Consider the following 18,404-nt stretch of genomic DNA (forward strand, 5'->3'; position numbering starts at 1 on the left):
CCGATCCTGTGAGGTGTCCCCCATGCTCACGACCACCTTGATTCCCCGCACCCGTCGGGCCCTGCCCGGCACCATCGCCCGCCCGCGCACCGTCCTGGTCACCCAGGAGCGCGGTGACGTTCCCGGCTGGGTCCTGGTCACGCTCATGACCGCCGGGCTCGTTGTCGCGCTGTGGGCGGTGGCCGGCCCCGCCCTCACAGAGGTGTTCAGCAACGCCATCAGCAAGGTCACCGGTGCCATCTGAGTGGGGCCCTGCGCCGGGTGACCGTCACCCGGAGGAGGGTTCCGCCGTCGTCGACTTCGTCCTCGTCGGCGCGCTCGTCGTCGCCGTCACCGTCGCCGTCCTTCAGCTCGCGCTCGGCCTGTATGTGCGCAACGTCCTCGTGGACGCGGCGGGGGAGGGCGCTCGGCGTGCCGCGCTCGCGGGCGGCACCGAGGCGGAGGCGACCGCGCGCGTCGAGGCCCTGGTGGGCGCTGCCCTGGCCGACGGCTACGTCGAGCAGGTGACCGTCACGCGAGGAGACGTCGATGGAGTCGGGGTGGTGACGGCGACCGTCTCCGCGCCGCTGCCGGTCCTCGGACTCCTGGGGCCCGCGGGCGGGCTCACCGTGAGCGGACACGCTGTCGACGAGGCCCGCCTCGTGGGGACCGGGGCGACGCCGTGACCGCTCACGGCCGCCGGGAGCGCGGCCTGCTGTCGCTGGCCCGCCTGCCGCTGGCTCGTCTGCGGCAGGCGGAGGGCAACGCCACGGTGGAGTTCATCGGGTGGAGCGTCGCCATCGTCGTGCCGGTCGTGTACCTCCTCATCGCCCTGGCCCAGGTCCAGGCCGCTTCCTTCGCCGTTGTCTCCGCCGCCGACGCCGCCACCAGGGTCCTGGCGGTGGAGGCCGGTGACGATGCCCTCACCCACGCCCACCTCGCTGCCGGGCTGGCGCTGTCCGACCAGGGGGTGAGGGCCCCGGTCCAGCAGGCCATGAGCGTCACCTGCGTCTCGGAGGGCTGCACGTCCGGTGCCGTGGTGCGCGTCGAGGTCGGGGTGGGGCTGCCGCTGCTGTCAGGCCTGGGCGACGACGTCGTGCACCTCAGGGCCGAGCGCTTCGTCCGGCCCGCCGAGCGGGAGGGGACATGAACGGTTCGACCGGCTGTCACGAGGACGCCGTGACTGGCCGGGACGCCGATTGTGCGGGAGAGCGTCGCTGCGGCTTCGGGAGGCGTCGCCCCGGCCGGGCCAAGGGACCGTGGCGCTGCTCACCGGCCGCGGAGGAGGGGCAGACCCTGCTGCTGGGCATCGGCCTCATGACCGTCGTCATCGCGCTCCTGCTCACCGTGGCCTCCGCCACCGCGATCTACCTCGACGTCAAGCGGCTGACCTTCGTTGCGGACTCCGCGGCCGCCGCAGCGGCGCGACGCGTGGGTCCCGACACGTACTACCAGGGTGATGTCAGTGCGGCCGACTCCGACAGCGGGGCCGTGCCCGGAGCCCTGACCGACACCGCCGTGCACGACGCCGCGGTGGAGGACCTGGCCGCTCAGGCGGCCCTGGTGACGCTCGAGGGCGTCGAGGTGGTGCAGGCCTACGCCTTAGACGGCGACACCGCCGTCGTCACACTGACGGCGCGCTCGCGCCCGCCCTTCCTCCCGTGGGACATCCTCCCCTCGGAGGGTTTCGAGATCACCGCGACGAGCACCGCCCGGGTGACGGCCGGGCCCTAGTGGGCCAGAGCCCCGCGCTGGCCGGGGCGCAGGCGGGTGCCCAGCTGGTCGCGGTGACGCCGCGCGAGCTGACCGAGGTAGGCGCGCTTGACCGTCACCAGCATCCACAGCCCCACAAGCAGGTAGAAGACGTTGGCGAGCGCCGACGGCCATGCCCCCGTGTAGGCACAGTTGATCATCAGCAGCACCGAGCCGGTGATATTGAGAGCCTGGTAGCGCAAGGAGTCCCCGGCGATGCACCCGCGTGAGACGAGGGCGTAGGCGAGCAGCAGCTCGGCGGCGCCGATCCATCCGCCGGCCGCGATGAGGGTGGGCAGCACGTCGTTCACGGACCTGATCGTGGTCCACCAGGGACTCCAGATCAATCGCAGGAAAATGCATAGAGGTATTCAGTTCTTCTAAACCTTTGGGTGACACTCGGGTCATGGACCTGTCCGCCCACCGTCTTGCCCTCCTCCTGGCCGTCCACAGGGCCGGCGGCATCGTCGCCGCCGCCCAGGCCCAGCACCTGACCCCCTCCGCCGTCAGCCAGCAGATCAAGCTGCTCGAGAAGGAGGCGGGCACACGCCTGCTCGACCGCACGCCCCGCGGAGCCGTCCTCACCGACGCGGGACGGCTGCTGTCGGAGAGCGCCGAGCGCATCGAGCTCGAACTGGTCGCCGCCCGCAGGTCCCTGGCCGAGATGGACCCGGACGCCCCCAGTGGGCACGTGCACGTGGGCACCATCGCCACCGTCATCCGAGCCCTGCTCGTCCCTCTCCTCGTGCGCGCCGAGCAGGACCTGCCGGGCCTGACGATCACCGTGGAGGAGACCGAGGGCGCCAGCGCCCTTACGCGCCTGCGCAACGGGGAGCTCGACCTTCTCCTGCTCGAGCGCGACGCCACCGCCCCCGTCCGTCCGGCCCGGGGCACCGCGGACGTACCCGTCCTGGACGAGTCCTGGCTCGTCGTCTCCCCGCCCGGCCAGGCGGCGCCGGGCGCCCTGGGGGACCTCGTGAGGCCCGCCTGGATCGATCTGGCGCCGGGCACCGCCGGGGCCGATGCCCTCGAACGTCTGTCCCGGCAGCTCGGCACATCCCTCAGCCGCAGGCACATCGCCTATGACTACGACGTTGTCCTTGCCATGGTGTCCGCCGGACTCGGCTGGGCCCTACTGCCCGAGCTCGCCGTGCTGTCGGCCACGCTGCCCGACGGCGTGAGCGCCACCCGACTGCCCGGCCTGGGAACACGCCAGCTCATCGCCCGTCACCGCGCCTCGCGCAGGGACCCGAGCCCTGCCGTGCGAGCCCTGGTCGACCTTGTGCACGCCGAGGCGGCTGCTCTCGAACTCGGCTGAGGGGCACGGCAGGTGCTGCGGGACCGCGGCCGGGTGATCAGCCGGTCAACGCGAAGCGCCGTCGTGCCGACGTCGAGTACCGGCCTAGCGCTGCTGGCTGCCGTGCCGTGGGGCCAACCTCGGACGCCGCCGTCGGCCCGCAGCGCCGCCGGCCGCCAAGGCGGCCCGTGACCAGGGTCCCTACCCGAGCCGCCAAGGGCGTCGCCCCGCTGCCGTAGACTCCGGGGGGTGGCCACTGACTTCCCCGTAGAGATCGACCGACTCCGTCGCACGCACGCCTCCATCGCGGCGGTGACGGACCCCGAGGTGCTGCGCGCGCGCATCGCCGAGTTGAGTGAGCAGGCGGCGGCCCCCGACTTGTGGGACGACCCCGACGCCGCCCAGGTGGTCACCTCCGCCCTGTCCCACGCGCAGGCGGACCTCAAGCGCGTCGAGGACCTGGCCGACCGCATCGACGACCTGGAGGCCATGGTCGAGATGGCGGGGGAGGAGGCGGGCGACGACGCCGTCGAGCTCCTGGCCGAGGCGGAGACGGACCTCGTGGACATCTCCAAGGACCTGGCCGAGCTCGAGATCCGCACACTTCTGTCCGGCGAGTACGACCAGCGCGACGCCGTCGTCACCATCCGCTCCGGCGCGGGCGGTGTGGACGCCGCGGACTTCGCCGAGATGCTGCTGCGCATGTACCTGCGCTGGGCCGAGCGCCACGGCTACGCCACCAAGGTGCTCGACACCTCCTACGCCGAGGAGGCGGGCCTGAAGTCCGTCACCTTCGAGGTCCACGCCCCCTACGCCTACGGCACGCTCAGCGTCGAGGGCGGCACCCACCGCCTCGTGCGCATCAGCCCCTTCGACAACCAGGGGCGGCGCCAGACCTCCTTCGCCGCCGTCGAAGTCATCCCGCTCATCGAGTCCACCGACCACATCGAGGTCCCGGAGACCGACATCCGCGTCGACGTCTTCCGCTCCTCCGGCCCCGGCGGCCAGAGCGTCAACACGACCGACTCCGCCGTGCGCATCACCCACCTTCCCACGGGCATGGTGGTGTCCATGCAGGACGAGAAGTCGCAGATCCAGAACCGCGCCGCCGCCATGCGCGTGCTCCAGTCGCGCCTGCTGCTGCTCAAGCAGCAGGAGGAGGACGCCAAGAAGAAGGAGTTGGCGGGGGACATCAAGGCCTCCTGGGGTGACCAGATGCGCTCCTACGTCCTCAACCCGTACCAGATGGTCAAGGACCTGCGGACCTCCCACGAGGTCGGCAACCCCGAGGCCGTGTTCGACGGCGACATCGACGGCTTCATCGACGCCGGCATCCGCTGGCGCAAGCAGCAGGAGCAGTCCGAGGACTGAGCGGCGCTGCCGCGGCGCGCACCGTGGCGCCGCAGCCCCCGCCGCACACGGCGAACCGCATTTGTTGTGACAAATGACTCCGCCACGCTCGCGCCGCCCCCGCCGCACACGGCGAACCGGCCCTGCCGCATTGCGCGGCAGCCGGTCCCGTGCGAGGTCAGTCGGTGTCAGTCCCTCGTGAGCTTCCTGTAGGTCACGCGGTGCGGGCGGGCGGCCTCCGCGCCCAGGCGCGTGACCTTGTTCTCCTCGTAGGAGGCGAAGTTCCCCTCAAACCAGTACCACGTGGCCGGGTTCTCCTCGTCGCCCTCCCAGGCCAGGATGTGCGTGGCCACGCGGTCGAGGAACCAACGGTCGTGGGTGATGACCACCGAGCAGCCCGCGAAGTTCAGCAGCGCGTTCTCCAGCGAGCCCAGGGTCTCGGTGTCCAGGTCGTTGGTCGGCTCATCCAGCAGGATGAGGTTGCCACCCTGCTTGAGGGTCAGCGCCAGGTTGAGGCGGTTGCGCTCACCACCGGACAGGACCCCGGCCGGCTTCTGCTGGTCCGGTCCCTTGAAGCCGAAGGCCGCCACGTAGGCGCGAGAGGGCATCTCCACGTTGCCGACCTGGATGTAGTCCAGGCCGTCGGAGACGACCTCCCACAGGGTCTTGTTCGGGTCGATGCCGGCACGCGTCTGGTCCACGTAGGACAGTGAGACGGTCTGGCCGATCTTGAGCTCGCCACTGTCGAGCGGCTCAAGGCCGACGATCGTCTTGAACAGGGTGGTCTTGCCGACGCCGTTGGGGCCGACGATGCCGACGATGCCATTGCGCGGCAGGGTGAAGGACAGGTCGTCGATGAGCGTGCGCCCGTCGAAGCCCTTGGTCAGGTGGCTGGCCTCGAGCACGACGTTGCCCAGGCGCGGGCCCGGCGGGATCTGAATCTCCTCGAAGTCGAGCTTGCGCGTGCGCTCGGCCTCCGCCGCCATCTCCTCGTAGCGGGCCAGGCGGGCCTTGGACTTGGTCTGGCGGCCCTTGGCGGAGGAGCGGACCCACTCGAGCTCCTCCTTGAGGCGCTTGGCGAGCTTGGCGTCCTTCTTGCCCTGGACCTCCAGGCGCTTCTCCTTGGTCTCCAGGTAGGTGGAGTAGTTGCCCTCGTAGGGGTAGAGGTGACCGCGGTCGACCTCGGCGATCCACTGGGCGACGTGGTCGAGGAAGTAACGGTCGTGGGTGACGGCGATGACGGCACCCTCATAGTTCTTCAGGTGCTGCTCGAGCCACAGGACGGACTCGGCGTCCAGGTGGTTGGTGGGCTCGTCGAGCAGGAGCAGGTCGGGGGCCTCGAGCAGGAGCTTGCACAGGGCGACGCGGCGACGCTCACCGCCGGACAGGTGCTTGACCTCGGCGTCGGGCGGCGGGCAGCGCAGGGCGTCCATCGCCTGCTCGAGCTGGGAGTCGAGGTCCCAGGCACCCGCCGTGTCGATCTCCGTCTGGAGCTTGCCCATCTCCTCCATGAGGGCGTCGAAGTCGGCGTCCGGGTCCGCCATGGCGGCGGAGATCTCGTTGAAGCGGTCGAGCTTGCCCTTGATCTCGGCGACGCCCTCCTCGACGTTGCCCAGGACGGTCTTGTCCTCGTTGAGCGGGGGCTCCTGCATGAGGATGCCGACGCTGTAGCCGGGGGCCAGGCGCGCCTCGCCGTTGGAGGGCTGGTCGAGGCCCGCCATGATCTTGAGGATGGAGGACTTGCCGGCACCGTTAGGGCCGACCATGCCGATCTTCGCGCCGGGGAAGAAGGACATGGTGACGTCGTCGAGGATGACCTTGTCACCGTGCGCCTTGCGCGCCTTGATCATCGAGTAGATGTACTCAGCCACAGGATCACTGCGCCTTTCGTGGGGGTGTACGTGTCCAGGCACAGCCTACGGGAGAGGGCCGACGACGGCGCCGCGGCAGCCGGTTGACCATCTCACCCCTGGTGGGGCCTGACGCCGCGTGCTCACACACCCGGTTCGTGTTCACGGACCCCAACACCCTGCTGGGGCTGATGCCCCTGGGAGCCAACGAGAGCTCCATCCCGCTTGGCAGCATCGCCTCCGTGTCCGTCTCCGGCCATGTCCGCCTGGGGGTCGGGGATGGGTGAGCCGTCGTCGCCCTCGGCCACTCGGATCGCCCAGCGGCCAGTGCCGGAGCGATCGGCGGTGGGCATGCGCACCATGCCCTCCTGGGCAATAGTGGACACGAGCCGTCCCTCGGCGTCGAAGACCTCCGCCCGTGCCATGGACCGCCCGCCCTGGGAGGTGGGGGAGTCCTGGACGAAGAGCAGCCAGTCGCCCACGTCGACGTCGCGGTGGAACCACTGCGCGTGGTCGAGCGTGGCCAGGCTCATCCCCTCGCTGCGCCAGGACAGGCCCTGGCTGCGCAGCGCCGGCTCGAGCATCAACTGGTCGCACATGTAGGCCAGTAGCGCCCGGTGGACCACCTGCGAGGCCTCCGGAGGGACCTGCCCGCGTGAGCGCGCCCACAGGTGCTGGCGGCCCTCAACGACCTCGCCGGGGTGGAGGTAGATGTTGCCCTCCACGTGACGCAGGTCGAAGGCGGCTGTGCGGCCCAGGAACCTCGCCACCGGGTGGTCGATGGTGCGGAAGATCTCGAGCGCGCTCGTCAGCTCCTCGGGCCGGGGCACCTGCGGCGCCGGCAGCTGGACCTCAGCCCCCTCCTGCGTCTCCTGGAAGGAGGAGACCATCGTGAGGATGGCGGCACCGCCCTGGGAGGCGGTGGTGCGCCGCTGTGAGAAGGAGCGTCCGTCGTGCATGCGCTCGACGTCGAAGCGGATGGGAGCCTCCGGTTTGCCCCCGCGCATGAAGTAGGCGTGCACGGAGTGGGGCAGGCGCGGGCCGTCGCCGTCGTCGATGAGGGTGGCCGATGCGGCCAGCAGCCCCTGGGCGACCACCTGGCCGCCGTAGACCCGCCCCGAGTGCTGGGGCAGGGAATCGCCGGTGAAGGCGTCCTCCCCGTCCGTCTCCTCGAGCGCGAGGACGCGCGTGACCGAGCCCAGGGGCTCGTCGGAGGAGATGGGGACGGGGTAGGGACGGGTCACAGGCCCAGCTCCTCGAGGACAGGCAGCTCGGCGCGCACGGCAGTACGCGCCTCCTCGGCGGTCGGGGCGCCGACGGCGAGGGCCGCGATGCGCCGACAGTCCTCCAGGGTGACGGACTTCAGGACGGCGTCGACGTCGGGCAGGGCCCGGGCGGTCATGGACAGGCTGGCCACCCCCAGGCCCACGAGGACGACGGCGAGGGCCGGGTCCGCGGCGGCCTCACCGCACACGCCCACGGGACGCCCGTGCGGGGCGGCGCCGTCGCAGGCGGTCTTGATCAGTCGTAGGACGGCCGGCTGCCAGGCGGTGGACAGGTCCGCCAGCGTCGACAGCAGGCGGTCCGCCGCCATGACGTACTGGGTGAGGTCGTTGGTGCCGACGGAGGCGAAGTCGGCGTGCTCGAACATGGCGTCGGCCATGAGGGCGGCCGAGGGGACCTCGATCATCATGCCGGCGGTGCTCAACCCGTAGGAGCGCGCCTTGTCGGTGAAGGCCCGGGCCTCCTCGACGGTGGAGATCATAGGGGCCATGACCCACACCTTGGCCTCGGTGGCGGCCTCCGCGCGGGCCAGGGCCTCGAGCTGGTGGTCGAGGACCTCGGGGTCGCGACGGGTCGTGCGGTAGGCACGCACGCCCAGGGCCGGGTTCTCCTCGGTCGCGTCGGTGAGGAAGGGCAGGGGCTTGTCCGCACCGGCGTCGAGGGTGCGCACGACGACCTTCTTGCCGGGGAAGGCGGCGAGCACCTGCGTGTAGGCCTCGACCTGCTGCTCGACGGTGGGCTCGGTCGGCTGGTCCAGGAAGCAGAACTCGGTGCGGAACAGGCCGATGCCCATGGCGCCGGCCTCGGCGGCGGAGCGGGCCGCGGCGCCGTCGCCGACGTTGGCGAGCAGCTGGACCTCGTGGCCGTCCTTGGTGGCGCCGTCGCCGTTGAAGACGCGCACCCGCTGGGCCAGCTCGCGGGCGCGACGCAGGGCGTCCTCACTGGGATCGAGGATGATGGTGCCCTTGGTGCCGTCGATGAGGACGATATCGCCGTCGGACAGAGCGTCGGTGACATCGGTGCCGGTGCCGACGATGGCGGGGATACCCAGGGCGCGCGCGAGGATGGCGGTGTGGGAGGTGGGCCCGCCCTCGGAGGTGACGAAGGCGACGACCTTCTCGGGGTCGAGCAGGGCGGTGTCGGCGGGGGCGAGGTCCTTGGCGACGAGGACGAAGGGCTCGGGCAGGTGGGGGATACCGGGCATGGGGGAGTCGGTGAGGACGGCGACGATGCGGTCACGCACGTCCTGCACGTCGCGGGTGCGCTCGGCCATGTAGCCGCCTAGCGACTCCAGCATGGCGCACAGGGTCCCGGCGGCCTCCCACACGGCGCGCTCGGGCACGAGGCGGCGCTCGCGGACCATGGCCTGGGAGGAGGAGGTCAGGGTGGGGTCCGCGGCCATCTGGGCGGTGGTCTCCAGCAGGGTGCGTCCCTCGCCCTTGGCCTCGGCGGCGGAGAGCTCGAGCCTCTTCTTGACGGTCCGGGCGGCCTGGGCGATGCGCTCGCACTCCTTGTCGAGGTCTCGGGCGGGGTCGAGGGTCTCGATGGCAGGCTCGGGGATGCCGGGGGCCATGCGGGCCACGGGGCCGGCGACGAGGCCCGGGCTCACGCCGATCCCCGACAACGGCTTGGGGGCGGGGGAAGACGCGGTGGGGGTGGTCATGGGCTGCTCCTCGACGGTGACGGAGTCGGGTCGCGCCCATTGTGCACCGCTACTGGCTTCCCGGCGTGCTTTCCGCCCCCGGGTGAACAACGATTGACACAGGGTGAGACGGCCGCCCGCACGGGACGGGTCGCCGCCTGGCTCTGAGGGGCTGAGGCGGTAGGACTGGGGCAGGATCTGGGATAAAGTGACGGGCGACACGCATTGATCAGGAGGGACATGGAATGAGCACCGCCGCCGACATCGTCAAGGGCCTGGGTGGCCGTGAGAACATCACGGACCTCGAGCCCTGCATCACACGCCTGCGGGTGGAGGTCGTTGACCAGGACAAGGTGGATGAGGAGGCTCTGCGCGCGACCGGTGCCTTCGGTGTGGTGCGCTCCGGGCGCGTCGTGCAGGTCGTCGTCGGACCGGGCGCTGACGAGCTGGCCGCCGCCATCGCCGCGCTCGACTGACCCTCACGCACCGGACCGCGTCAGACACACGTCCCTGCGCCGCGCCCGCACCTGCTGCTGGCGCGGCGCAGGCGTCTGTGAAACCCTTGCAGCAAGGTGGGCAGCCGTTCCCGTCCCCGCACTGTCGCGGCAGGACGGCGACCCGCCCAGCCGTCCACCAACCAAGCCACCGCGCGCGCAGCGCCCAACCCCTGAGGTCCCCGCCATGACCGATCCCTTCCCCGACCCCGCATCCGAGCGACTGATCCAGCTCGCCCAGGCCAACGGCGTCCTAGTCGACTACTGGGACTACCACGGGCGACCCGCCTCCCCATCGCGCGAGACCCTCGTCGCCGTCCTCGCAGCCCTCGGCGTGCCGGCCTCCACGGAGGAGGAGATCGAGCAGTCCCTGCAGCAGGCGGAGCTGGCCCCCTGGCGTCAGGTGCTGCCGCCCACCGTCGTCGTGCGACAGGGGACGGCCGCACCCGTCACCGTCCACGTGCCCGACGGCACGCCGGTCCGGGTCGAGGCGGTGCTCGACGACGGCACCCACCACCCGCTGACCCAGACCGAGGACTGGACCCCCGCCCGCGACGTCGACGGCGTGCTCACCGGTCAGGCCACCTTCGTCCTGCCCACCGACCTGCCGCTGGGCTGGCACGAGCTCGTCGCCTGGGTCGGCGACGGCTCCACCCAGGCCCGTGCTGCCCTCGCCATCGCTCCGGACCACCTCGACCTGCCCGCATCGCTGGGCGAGCGGGGCTGGGGCGTCATGGCCCAGCTCTACTCCGTGCGTTCGGCCGGCTCCTGGGGCATCGGCGACGCCGACGACCTCGCCGAGCTCGCCTCCTTCCTCGGTGACGAGGGGGCGGACTTCCTGCTCATCAACCCGCTCCACGCCGCCGAGCCCGTGGGACCCATGACGGCCTCTCCCTACCTGCCGGTGACCAGGCGCTTCGTCAACCCGATTTACATTCGCCCCGAGAACATCCTTGAGGTCTCGCGCCTGGCGGGGCCGCGCCGCTCGCTGGTCCAGTGGGAGCTGCAGGACGTCGAGGCGGCCAACCACAGTGCTGAGCCGATCGACCGTGACGCCGCCTGGAAGGCCAAGAGCGAGGCACTGGAGGTCATCTTCGCCGCCGGCCGCTCGCGTGCCCGCCAGCGCGACTTCGAGCGCTTCCGTGCCGAGCAGGGCGAGGGCTTGGAGCGCTTCGCCCTGTGGAGCGCCCTGACGGAGAAGTACGGGCCGCTCGCCCAGTGGCCCGCGACCCTGCGCGATGCGAGCTCGGCCTACGTGGCCAATGAGGCCAGGACCCTGAGCGACCGCATCGACTACTACGCCTGGCTGCAGTGGATCGTGGACGAGCAGCTCGAGCGGGCGCAGGCGGTGGCCAAGGCCTCCGGCATGGCGCTGGGCATCATGGATGACCTCGCCATCGGCGTCCACCCGCGCGGTGCCGACGTGTGGAGCGACCCCGAGTCCTTCGCGCCGGGCGTGCGCGTCGGCGCGCCCCCGGACATGTACAACCAGCTGGGCCAGAACTGGTCCCAGCCGCCGTGGAGCCCGGTGCGCCTGGCCGCGGACGCCTACCGGCCCCTGCGCGAGATGGCCCGCACGGTCATGCGGCATGCGGGTGCCCTGAGGGTGGACCACGTCACCGGACTGTTCCGGCTGTGGTGGATCCCTGAGGGGATGCGCGCGGACGCGGGTGCCTACGTGCGCTATGACCACGAGGCGATGGTCAGCGTCCTGCTGCTCGAGGCCCACCTGGCCGACGCTGTCATCATCGGCGAGGACCTGGGAACCGTCGAGCCGTGGGTGCGTGACTACCTCTCCAGCCGTGGGGTCCTGGGCACTGGGGTCCTGTGGTTCGAGAAGCAGGACGATGGTTGGCCCAAGCAGCCGGAGGCCTACCGCTCGCTCCAGCTCGCGACGGTCAACACCCACGACCTGCCGCCGACAGCCGGGTATCTGGCGGAGGAGCACGTGAGCCTGCGCGAGCGCCTGGGCCTGCTCACCGAGCCGGTCGAGCAGGTGCGCGCCGAGGCCCGTCTCGAGCGCGACCGGATGCTCACCCGGCTGCGCGAGCACGGCCTGCTGGGGGACAACCCCTCGGAGCGAGAGATCGTCGAGGCCCTGCACCGCTACGTGGCCCGCACGCCCGCACGCCTTGTCGGTGTCTCCCTGGTGGACGGGGTCGGTGAACGCCGGGCCCAGAACCAGCCGGGCACGGACCTGGAGTACCCGAACTGGTGCCAGCCGCTGGCTGACGGCACCGGCGAGGTGGTGCTGGTTGAGGACCTGCCCGGCAACGCGCGGATGGAGAGCCTGCTGGCGGTGGTGCGCGAGGCCCTGGACCGTGCCTGAGCTGGGCCTGAGCGGGAACTGAGCCGGGCCGACGTCGGCCGCTCGTGACACGTGGGGCGGTCACCCTCAAGGGTGACCGCCCCACGTGCGTGGTTGCCTCGCGGATCAGCAGCGCCCTGGACGGTCTGCCGACGTGACCGCCCCACGTGCGTGGTCGGCTCGGTGGCCGGTATCAGTGGAGGGTGAGCAGCACGTCTCCCGCCTCCAGGGGGGTGCCGGGCTTGGCGAGATCCAGGGACTGCTCATCCGTCTCTAGGAGGACAACGGGCACGACGGGGCTGAGCCCACCGGCCTCGATGTCGGCCGGGTTCCAGGTGACCACGGGGTCTCCGGCGGCGACGGCGTCACCCTCCTTGACGAGGACGTTGAAGCCCTTGCCCCCGAGCCCCACGGTGTCCAGACCCAGGTGGACCAGGATGGCGGGTCCGTTCTCGGCCGTGATGATGAAGGCGTGGGGGTGGGCCTTGGCGATGGTGCCGCTGACGGGCGCCACGGCGGTGACGTCAGTGCCCTCGGTCCGGTCGGGGTCGACGGCGAGGCCCGGGCCGACGAACCTGCCGGCGAAGACGGGGTCGGGGACGTCGTCGAGGGACAGAACGCGGCCGGCGAGCGGGGAGGCGATGTCGAGGGTCATCGAAGATCCTCGATGTCCTCCGCGATGGTATCGGCGTTGGGTCCAACGATCACCTGCACGGCGTCGCCGGCTTTGAGGACCCCGTGGGCGCCAGCGGCCTTGAGGGCGGCCTCGTCCACCAGGGAGGGGTCCTCCAGCTCGCAGCGCAGACGGGTGATGCAGGGCTCGATCTCGATGATGTTGTCGAAGCCGCCGAGGGCGTCGACGATGCTCTGGGCCTGGGACATGCGGGTTCTCCTAGGGTCTGGTCGGCGCGGGGCCGACGGATGGGGCGGACCGGTGGTCCTGTGGGCGTCGTCGCTCCCAGGGAGGTGGTCCATACCAGTGTGATAGTAGCGTGGAGCGTGCCCGATGGCGAGACCCTGGAGGCGAGACCTGTCACGGCCCCGTCCGCGACCGGCCCGCCGCCTGCACAGCGGCGGGCCGCGGGGCCGCGGGCTCAGGTCGTCGGCAGGTTGTCGGGGCGTCGACGGCGCGGGCCCGGTGCGGAGACCGGGACCCACAGCGTGTAGCGGTCCGCCCGGTAGAGGGAGCGCGAGTAGATGACCGCGGTGTGGTCGTGGAAGGTGCGCCGCACGATGTCCAGGGCGGGGGCGCGCTCGGGCACGCCGAGCAGGGCCGCCTCCTCGGAGGTGACGGCGCGGGCCTCGAGCACGTCCTCGCCCCACTCGGGCATGAGCCCCACCTGGGTGAGCGCCTCGTACACCGAGGGGGGAAGGCCATCCTCGAGCAGGTCCGGCGCGAGGTGTTGCGGGATCCAGGTCTCTTCCAGGGCCATGGGCACGCTGTCGGCCGTCAGCAGACGGCGCAGGTGGTGGGCCTGCTCGTCCTCGGCGAGCTCGAGCTGGGCGGCGACCGCCGGTGGTGCGGGCACGGTCTCGGCGACGAGGAAGACCGCGCCGGGCTCCATGCCCCGCCGTCGCATCTCGTCGCTGAAGGAGGTCAGGCGCAGCTGGAGGTCGAGCTTGGGCGGGGCGACGAAGGTCCCCCGGCCCTGGTGCCGCTCGACGGCGCCGTCGGCGACGAGGGTGTCGACGGCCTGGCGCACGGTCATGCGTGAGACGCCGAAGCGCTCGCACAGCTCGCGCTCGGAGGGCAGGGGGGCCCCGGCCGGCAGACCGTCGGAGATGAGGGCGAGCAGGTGCTCGCGCACGACGACGTACTTGGCGCGTGCTCCGCTCCGCTCGCGCGCGCCTGACGATTGCCCCTGCGGCACGGTGGTCTCCTTCCGGTCGGACGGGTGGTTGGGCCCATTGTGCCCGCCCTGATCGCCTGCCGCGGGCGCTCGACCGGGGAGAGGTGTGGCAGGCCTCGTGAGGCTCACGAAAAGTCGGCCCCTGGAATGTGCGAGCACGTGCTTGACAACGTCTGTGGTCTGGTCTTTGCTGATACCACTGGTCCAGACGAGTGCAGCGGTGCCCGTCGGACCGAGCCGCCCTCCCCGGGCGGTAACCCTCGCGTGGCGCTGTTGCCATGCGCTCCCGGATCTGGAGGACCTTGTGTCAGAGAAGAAGAAGTCGGGCGGCGCGTTCGCCCTGATGCAGCGCCTCGGGCGTTCGCTCATGCTCCCCATTGCCACGCTGCCCGCGGCGGGCCTGCTGCTGCGCCTTGGCCAGGCCGACATGCTGGGCGCCGACGGCGTGTCCAAGTCCCTGCCCTGGATGCAGCCCGTCGCCGACGTCATGGCCGCCGCCGGTGGTGCTGTGTTCGGCCACCTGGCGCTTATCTTCGCCGTTGGCGTCGCCATCGGCTTCGCCAAGAAGTCCGACGGCTCCACCGGTGTCGCCGGCCTCTTCGGCTTCCTGGTCCTGGAGGGCGTGTTCTCCGCCCTCGCACCGTACTGGGGCGCCGGCGGCGAGACCCCTGAGGAGAACACCATCAACTACGGCGTCCTCGGCGGCATCATCATCGGTGTCGTGGCCGCGAAGCTGTGGGAGAAGTTCTACCGCGTGAAGCTGCCGGACTGGCTCGCCTTCTTCGGCGGCCGCCGCTTCGTGCCGATCGTCACCTCCGGTGCGGCCGTTGTCGTCGGTGTTGTCATGGGCGCCATCTACCCCCTCTTCAACAACATCATCAACGTGCGTCTCGGTGGCTGGCTCATCGAGGCCGGCCTCAACGGTGGCGTCGGTGGTTCCTTCGCCTACTTCGTCTACGGCACCATCAACCGCCTGCTCATTCCCTTTGGTCTGCACCACCTGTGGAACTCCCTGCCCTGGTTCCAGCTCGGTACCTGCACCGGCGCGGAGGGCGCGGAGGTCCACGGCGACCTCAACTGCTTCTTCCAGGGTGTTGACGGCACCAATGCCTGGTCCGGTGGCTTCATGACCGGCTTCTTCCCGATCATGATGTTCGCTCTGCCCGCCGCCGCCCTGGCCATGTGGCACACCGCCAAGACCACCAAGCGCAAGGCCACCGGCGCCCTCATGATCTCCGTGGCTCTGACCGCCTTCCTCACCGGTGTCACCGAGCCCCTCGAGTTCGCCTTCGCCTACGTCGCCTTCCCGCTGTACGCCGTCCACGCTGTCCTCACCGGTATTGCGCTGGTCATCGTCAACGCCTTGGGCATCAAGTCCGGCTTCACCTTCTCCGCCGGCTTGTTCGACTACCTCATCAACATGGGCAAGTCCTCCGAGCTCTCCGGCGGCTTCTTCCAGGGCCCGGTGATGCTCGTCATCATCGGCCTGGTCTATGCCGTCATCTACTACTTCCTCTTCCGCTTCCTCATCGCGAAGTTCAACTTCCGCACCCCGGGACGTGAGGAGGACGACGCCGACGCCTTCGCCGAGGCCCAGGCCGTCGCCGCCGAGGCCACCGGCAAGAACGCCGAGGCCGCGCGCAAGAGGCGCTAGCCCGGCTCCCACCGCGCGAGGACCAACCGCTGAGGTACCGGTTCCCCACGCGGGTTCGAGGCCTTGACCCTCGAACCCGCGTGGGGAACGACGCGCGGTGGACGCCCCGGGGGCCCAGCCCTGTTCGTGCCGAGCGTCAGCCCTGCAGCTCGCGCTGCTGCACGCGCGCCACCCGGCGCGTCATGTCCAGGTTCTCGGCGATGATGCGGCGGAAGGCGGCCGGGGCCTCCTCGTGCGAGGCGAGCCAGCCCTTGAGCGCACCCACCGGGTCACAACCCTCCAGGCCCACCGTCGCCGACGACCACAGGCCGGCCAGCAGGTTCTCCGCCATGTGGAAGGTGCGCGAGGACCAGATCTCGTCAGCCTTGGCCACGTACTCCTCGATGAAGGGCGCCAGCAGCTGCGGTGCGCGCTCGACGTCGGTCAGGCCGCGCAGGGTCTTGACCAACGTCTCGTTGGGCATCGTGGCATCCCCGACAAGAGCCTGCCAAGCCGCCCGCTTCGCCTCGGGCGTGGGCAGGGCGGCGCGGGCCTGCGCCGCACGCTCCGTGCCCGTCGTCGTGCGGTCGCGCTCGGCCTCCGCGGCAATCTCCTCCTCGCCGGCCGCGCCCGCGGCAACGAGCCCGATGAGCAGCTCCCACCGCAGATCCTGGTCCACAACCAGCCCCTCCAGCGGCGCAGAGCCACTGAGCCAGCCGGCCACGGCCGCGGTCTGCTCGGGCGTCACGGCGTGAGCGGCGACGGCCCGCACGAGCTGGAGCTGGGTGTCGGAGCCGGCCTCGGCGGCGCGCGCCAGCGACAGCAGCGCCTCGGCAGTCTTCGGGGCCTGGCGCGCACGGTGGGCCGGCGGCAGGTAGAGGCTCAGGCACGTGCCCACCTGGGCCAGGAGCACCTGGACCACCGAGGAGTGCCGCTCGACCTTCAGGGCCGCCAGCGCCGCCGCCAGGAAGCGGGAGGCGGGCAGCTCGCCGTCGCGCACCATGTCCCAGGCCGAGGCCAGGAGGATCGAGCGGGGCAGGGAACCCTCGAAGGCCGCCACGTGCTCCAGGCCCGCGGTCAGCGAGGCCGCGTCCAGGCGGGCCTTGGCGTAGGTGAGGTCGTCGTCGTTGACCAGCAGGACGTCCGGGCGTACGGAGCCCACCAGCTCGGGCACCTCGGTGCGCGCGCCGTCGACGTCGATCTCAACGCGCCCGGTGCGCACGAGGCTGCCCTCAACGAGGCTGTAGGAGCCCAGCGCGAGGCGGTGCGGACGCAGGGAGGCCGGGGAGTCCTCCGGGATCTCCTGGAGGATGGCCGCGGAGGTGATGACGCCCTCGGCGTTGGTCGTGAGCTCGGCGCGCAGGATGGTGACGCCGGCCTCCTGGAGCCACAGGCGGGTCCACTCGCCCAGGTCGCGCCCGCTCGTGGCCTCCAGCTCGCGCAGCAGGTCCTCCAGGGTGGCGTTGGCGTAGGCGTGCCTGGCCAGGTAGGAGGCGATGCCCGCGAAGAAGTTCTCCCGGCCCACGTAGGCCACGAGCGCGGACAGGACCGAGGCGCCCTTGGCGTAGGTGATGCCGTCGAAGTTGACCTCGACGTCGTGCAGGTCGTTGATCTCGGCGGCCACGGGGTGGGTGGAGGAGAGCTGGTCCTGGTTGTAGGCCCAGGTCTTCTCCGAGGCCTGAAAGGTGGTCCAGGCCTCGGTGAAGCGGGTGGCCTCAGCGACGGCGAGCGTGGAGGTGAACTCGGCGAAGGACTCGTTGAGCCACAGGTCGTTCCACCACGTCATCGTCACCATGTCGCCGAACCACATGTGCGCCAGCTCGTGCAGGATCGTCACCGCGCGGCGCTCGACACGGGCCTCGACCGGGCGCGAGCGGAAGACGTAGTCGTCGCGGTGGGTGACGATCCCCGCGTTCTCCATGGCCCCGGCGTTGAACTCGGGGACGAAGACCTGGTCGTACTTGGTGAAGGCGTAGGGCGTGGCGAACAGGTCCTCGTAGTAGGCGAAGCCCTTGCGGGTGAGCTCGAGGACCTCCTCGGCGTCGAGGAACTTGCGCAGGGAGGCCCGGCAGTACACGCCCAGGGGCACGACGCGCCCGTCCGCGGCCCGGTACTCGCCGGTGACGCCCTCGTAGGGGCCGGCGACGATCGCCGTGATGTAGGAGCTCATCCGCTTGGTGGGGGCGAAGGAGAAGACACTGGCGGCCTCGCCGTCGGCACCGGTGGCGGACACGGGCTCGGGGGTGGGGGAGTTGGAGAAGACCGTCCAGCCCGCGGGGGCGGTGACGGTGAAGACGAAGGAGGCCTTGAGGTCGGGCTGCTCGAAGACGGCGAAGACGCGGCGCGAGTCGGGCACCTCGAACTGGCTGTAGAGGTAGGTGCGTCCGTCAGCCGGGTCGGTGAAGCGGTGCAGGCCCTCGCCCGTGTGCATGTAGGCGCAGTCGGCGATGACGGTGAGCTCGTTGTCCGCGGCCAGGTTCTCCAGCGCGATGCGTGAGTCCGCGTAGACCTGGGCCGGGTCGAGAGCGGTGCCGTTGAGGGTGATGGAGCGAACCGTGGGGGCGATAAGGTCGATGAAGGTGGCGGCGCCGGGGGTGGCGCTGAAGCGAACGGTCGTCGTCGAGCCGAAGACCTCCGACCCACGAGTGAGGTCGAGGTCGATGGTGTAGGTGTCGACGGCGACGAGGCCCGCGCGCTCGGCGGCCTCCTCGCGGGTCAGGTTCTGACCGGGCATAGGTACTCCTTCTGGGACGGTGTGCCGGCTGGCTCGTGGCCGCTGCCGGTTGGCGCCGGGTCTTGGCGCGTGCAGGGGGCCATCGTCTCATCCGCTGCGCTCGCGGGACACATCGGCTTCGACGACGGGGGCCGGGCTGGGTGGGCTGCCGATTGAGCGGATATGATCGAATCGATCAATCTGCTTGACGATTCGCTCAGGGTGTGTCAATCTCGTTCCTGCAAGATGATC

Annotated in this window: 17 protein-coding genes; 9 read left to right on the forward strand and 8 right to left on the reverse strand. The window is 70.9% G+C overall.

All coding sequences use genetic code 11. The features are described from left to right. The first annotated feature begins 22 nt into the window (after nt 1-22). From ID810_RS04180 to ID810_RS04195, 4 genes are read left to right on the forward strand one after another with little or no spacing between them, the layout of a single operon-like run. On the forward strand, nt 23-244 hold the full coding sequence (locus tag ID810_RS04180) for a hypothetical protein (RefSeq protein WP_235931496.1): 222 nt from the start codon (nt 23-25) through the stop codon (nt 242-244). Next, a complete protein-coding gene (locus tag ID810_RS04185) occupies nt 234-665 on the forward strand; it encodes a TadE/TadG family type IV pilus assembly protein (RefSeq protein WP_166855561.1) in 432 nt (143 codons plus the stop codon). The genes ID810_RS04180 and ID810_RS04185 overlap by 11 nt, the downstream gene beginning before the upstream one ends. Further along, nucleotides 662-1,129 (forward strand): peptidase T4, encoded by a 468-nt coding sequence (locus ID810_RS04190; RefSeq protein WP_235931497.1) that lies wholly within the window; start codon nt 662-664, stop codon nt 1,127-1,129. Before ID810_RS04185 ends, ID810_RS04190 begins: the two co-directional genes overlap by 4 nt. Further along, nucleotides 1,126-1,713, forward strand: a complete 588-nt coding sequence (locus tag ID810_RS04195; protein ID WP_235931498.1) for a glycosyltransferase — start codon at nt 1,126-1,128, stop codon at nt 1,711-1,713. The genes ID810_RS04190 and ID810_RS04195 overlap by 4 nt, the downstream gene beginning before the upstream one ends. Here ID810_RS04195 and ID810_RS04200 read toward each other — a convergent pair. Further along, nucleotides 1,710-2,042 carry a CBU_0592 family membrane protein gene (locus ID810_RS04200; RefSeq protein WP_166855559.1) on the reverse strand — a complete coding sequence of 111 codons (333 nt, stop codon included), beginning with the start codon at nt 2,040-2,042 and terminating at the stop codon, nt 1,710-1,712. The two genes, ID810_RS04195 and ID810_RS04200, sit on opposite strands and share 4 nt — an antisense overlap. 95 nt (nt 2,043-2,137) lie before the next feature. Here ID810_RS04200 and ID810_RS04205 point away from each other — a divergent pair, with 95 nt between their 5' ends. Beyond that, complete coding sequence (locus ID810_RS04205) at nt 2,138-3,049, forward strand: LysR family transcriptional regulator (RefSeq protein WP_166855557.1); 912 nt, start codon at nt 2,138-2,140, stop codon at nt 3,047-3,049. A gap of 228 nt (nt 3,050-3,277) precedes the next feature. Next, nucleotides 3,278-4,399 (forward strand): peptide chain release factor 2, encoded by a 1,122-nt coding sequence (prfB, locus tag ID810_RS04210; protein WP_166855555.1) that lies wholly within the window; start codon nt 3,278-3,280, stop codon nt 4,397-4,399. A gap of 167 nt (nt 4,400-4,566) precedes the next feature. On the opposite strand, the gene ettA is transcribed toward prfB, so the two are convergent. From ettA to ptsP, 3 genes are all read right to left on the reverse strand, one after another. Then, entirely contained in the window at nt 4,567-6,249 is a 1,683-nt protein-coding gene (ettA, locus tag ID810_RS04215) for an energy-dependent translational throttle protein EttA (RefSeq protein WP_166855553.1), read from the reverse strand. Between the two features lie 122 nt (nt 6,250-6,371). After that, nucleotides 6,372-7,472 (reverse strand): acyl-CoA thioesterase, encoded by a 1,101-nt coding sequence (locus ID810_RS04220; RefSeq protein WP_166855551.1) that lies wholly within the window; start codon nt 7,470-7,472, stop codon nt 6,372-6,374. Further along, nucleotides 7,469-9,175, reverse strand: coding sequence for a phosphoenolpyruvate--protein phosphotransferase (ptsP, locus tag ID810_RS04225; RefSeq protein WP_166855549.1), 1,707 nt, complete (start codon nt 9,173-9,175; stop codon nt 7,469-7,471). Before ptsP ends, ID810_RS04220 begins: the two co-directional genes overlap by 4 nt. A 224-nt stretch (nt 9,176-9,399) precedes the next feature. On the opposite strand from ptsP, the gene ID810_RS04230 reads away from it, so the two are divergent. Together ID810_RS04230 and malQ are read left to right on the forward strand one after the other, a co-directional pair. Next, nucleotides 9,400-9,630: a PTS sugar transporter subunit IIB gene (locus ID810_RS04230; protein ID WP_166855547.1), complete on the forward strand. Its 231-nt coding sequence runs from the start codon at nt 9,400-9,402 to the stop codon at nt 9,628-9,630. 205 nt (nt 9,631-9,835) lie between these two features. Further along, on the forward strand, nt 9,836-11,977 hold the full coding sequence (gene malQ, locus ID810_RS04235) for a 4-alpha-glucanotransferase (RefSeq protein WP_166855545.1): 2,142 nt from the start codon (nt 9,836-9,838) through the stop codon (nt 11,975-11,977). A 172-nt stretch (nt 11,978-12,149) separates the two neighbouring features. On the opposite strand, the gene ID810_RS04240 is transcribed toward malQ, so the two are convergent. The 3 genes from ID810_RS04240 to ID810_RS04250 form a co-directional block, all read right to left on the reverse strand. Further along, a complete protein-coding gene (locus tag ID810_RS04240; RefSeq protein WP_166855543.1) occupies nt 12,150-12,611 on the reverse strand; it encodes a PTS sugar transporter subunit IIA in 462 nt (153 codons plus the stop codon). Next, nucleotides 12,608-12,838: a PTS sugar transporter subunit IIB gene (locus ID810_RS04245; RefSeq protein ID WP_166855541.1), complete on the reverse strand. Its 231-nt coding sequence runs from the start codon at nt 12,836-12,838 to the stop codon at nt 12,608-12,610. Before ID810_RS04245 ends, ID810_RS04240 begins: the two co-directional genes overlap by 4 nt. A 212-nt stretch (nt 12,839-13,050) precedes the next feature. Next, nucleotides 13,051-13,827, reverse strand: a complete 777-nt coding sequence (locus tag ID810_RS04250) for a GntR family transcriptional regulator (protein WP_235931499.1) — start codon at nt 13,825-13,827, stop codon at nt 13,051-13,053. A 322-nt stretch (nt 13,828-14,149) separates the two neighbouring features. On the opposite strand from ID810_RS04250, the gene ID810_RS04255 reads away from it, so the two are divergent. Next, nucleotides 14,150-15,460: a PTS transporter subunit EIIC gene (locus tag ID810_RS04255; RefSeq protein ID WP_188232584.1), complete on the forward strand. Its 1,311-nt coding sequence runs from the start codon at nt 14,150-14,152 to the stop codon at nt 15,458-15,460. Nucleotides 15,461-15,596: 136 nt separating this feature from the next. Here the strand turns inward: ID810_RS04255 and pepN are convergent, their stop codons facing one another. Further along, on the reverse strand, nt 15,597-18,173 hold the full coding sequence (gene pepN / locus ID810_RS04260) for an aminopeptidase N (RefSeq protein ID WP_166855535.1): 2,577 nt from the start codon (nt 18,171-18,173) through the stop codon (nt 15,597-15,599). Between the last annotated feature and the right edge of the window lie 231 nt (nt 18,174-18,404).

Source organism: Actinomyces respiraculi (genome assembly GCF_014595995.2).
GTDB classification, from domain to species: domain Bacteria; phylum Actinomycetota; class Actinomycetes; order Actinomycetales; family Actinomycetaceae; genus Actinomyces; species Actinomyces respiraculi.

Coding starts and splice junctions, on each gene's coding strand:
- ID810_RS04195 (WP_235931498.1), top strand. CDS start 1,126: ATGAACGGTTCGACCGGCTGTCACGAGGACGCCGTGACTGGCCGGGAC.
- ID810_RS04245 (WP_166855541.1), bottom strand. CDS start 12,838: ATGTCCCAGGCCCAGAGCATCGTCGACGCCCTCGGCGGCTTCGACAAC.
- ID810_RS04255 (WP_188232584.1), top strand. CDS start 14,150: ATGCAGCGCCTCGGGCGTTCGCTCATGCTCCCCATTGCCACGCTGCCC.
- ptsP (WP_166855549.1), bottom strand. CDS start 9,175: ATGACCACCCCCACCGCGTCTTCCCCCGCCCCCAAGCCGTTGTCGGGG.
- ID810_RS04240 (WP_166855543.1), bottom strand. CDS start 12,611: ATGACCCTCGACATCGCCTCCCCGCTCGCCGGCCGCGTTCTGTCCCTC.
- malQ (WP_166855545.1), top strand. CDS start 9,836: ATGACCGATCCCTTCCCCGACCCCGCATCCGAGCGACTGATCCAGCTC.
- ID810_RS04180 (WP_235931496.1), top strand. CDS start 23: ATGCTCACGACCACCTTGATTCCCCGCACCCGTCGGGCCCTGCCCGGC.
- pepN (WP_166855535.1), bottom strand. CDS start 18,173: ATGCCCGGTCAGAACCTGACCCGCGAGGAGGCCGCCGAGCGCGCGGGC.
- ID810_RS04205 (WP_166855557.1), top strand. CDS start 2,138: ATGGACCTGTCCGCCCACCGTCTTGCCCTCCTCCTGGCCGTCCACAGG.
- ID810_RS04230 (WP_166855547.1), top strand. CDS start 9,400: ATGAGCACCGCCGCCGACATCGTCAAGGGCCTGGGTGGCCGTGAGAAC.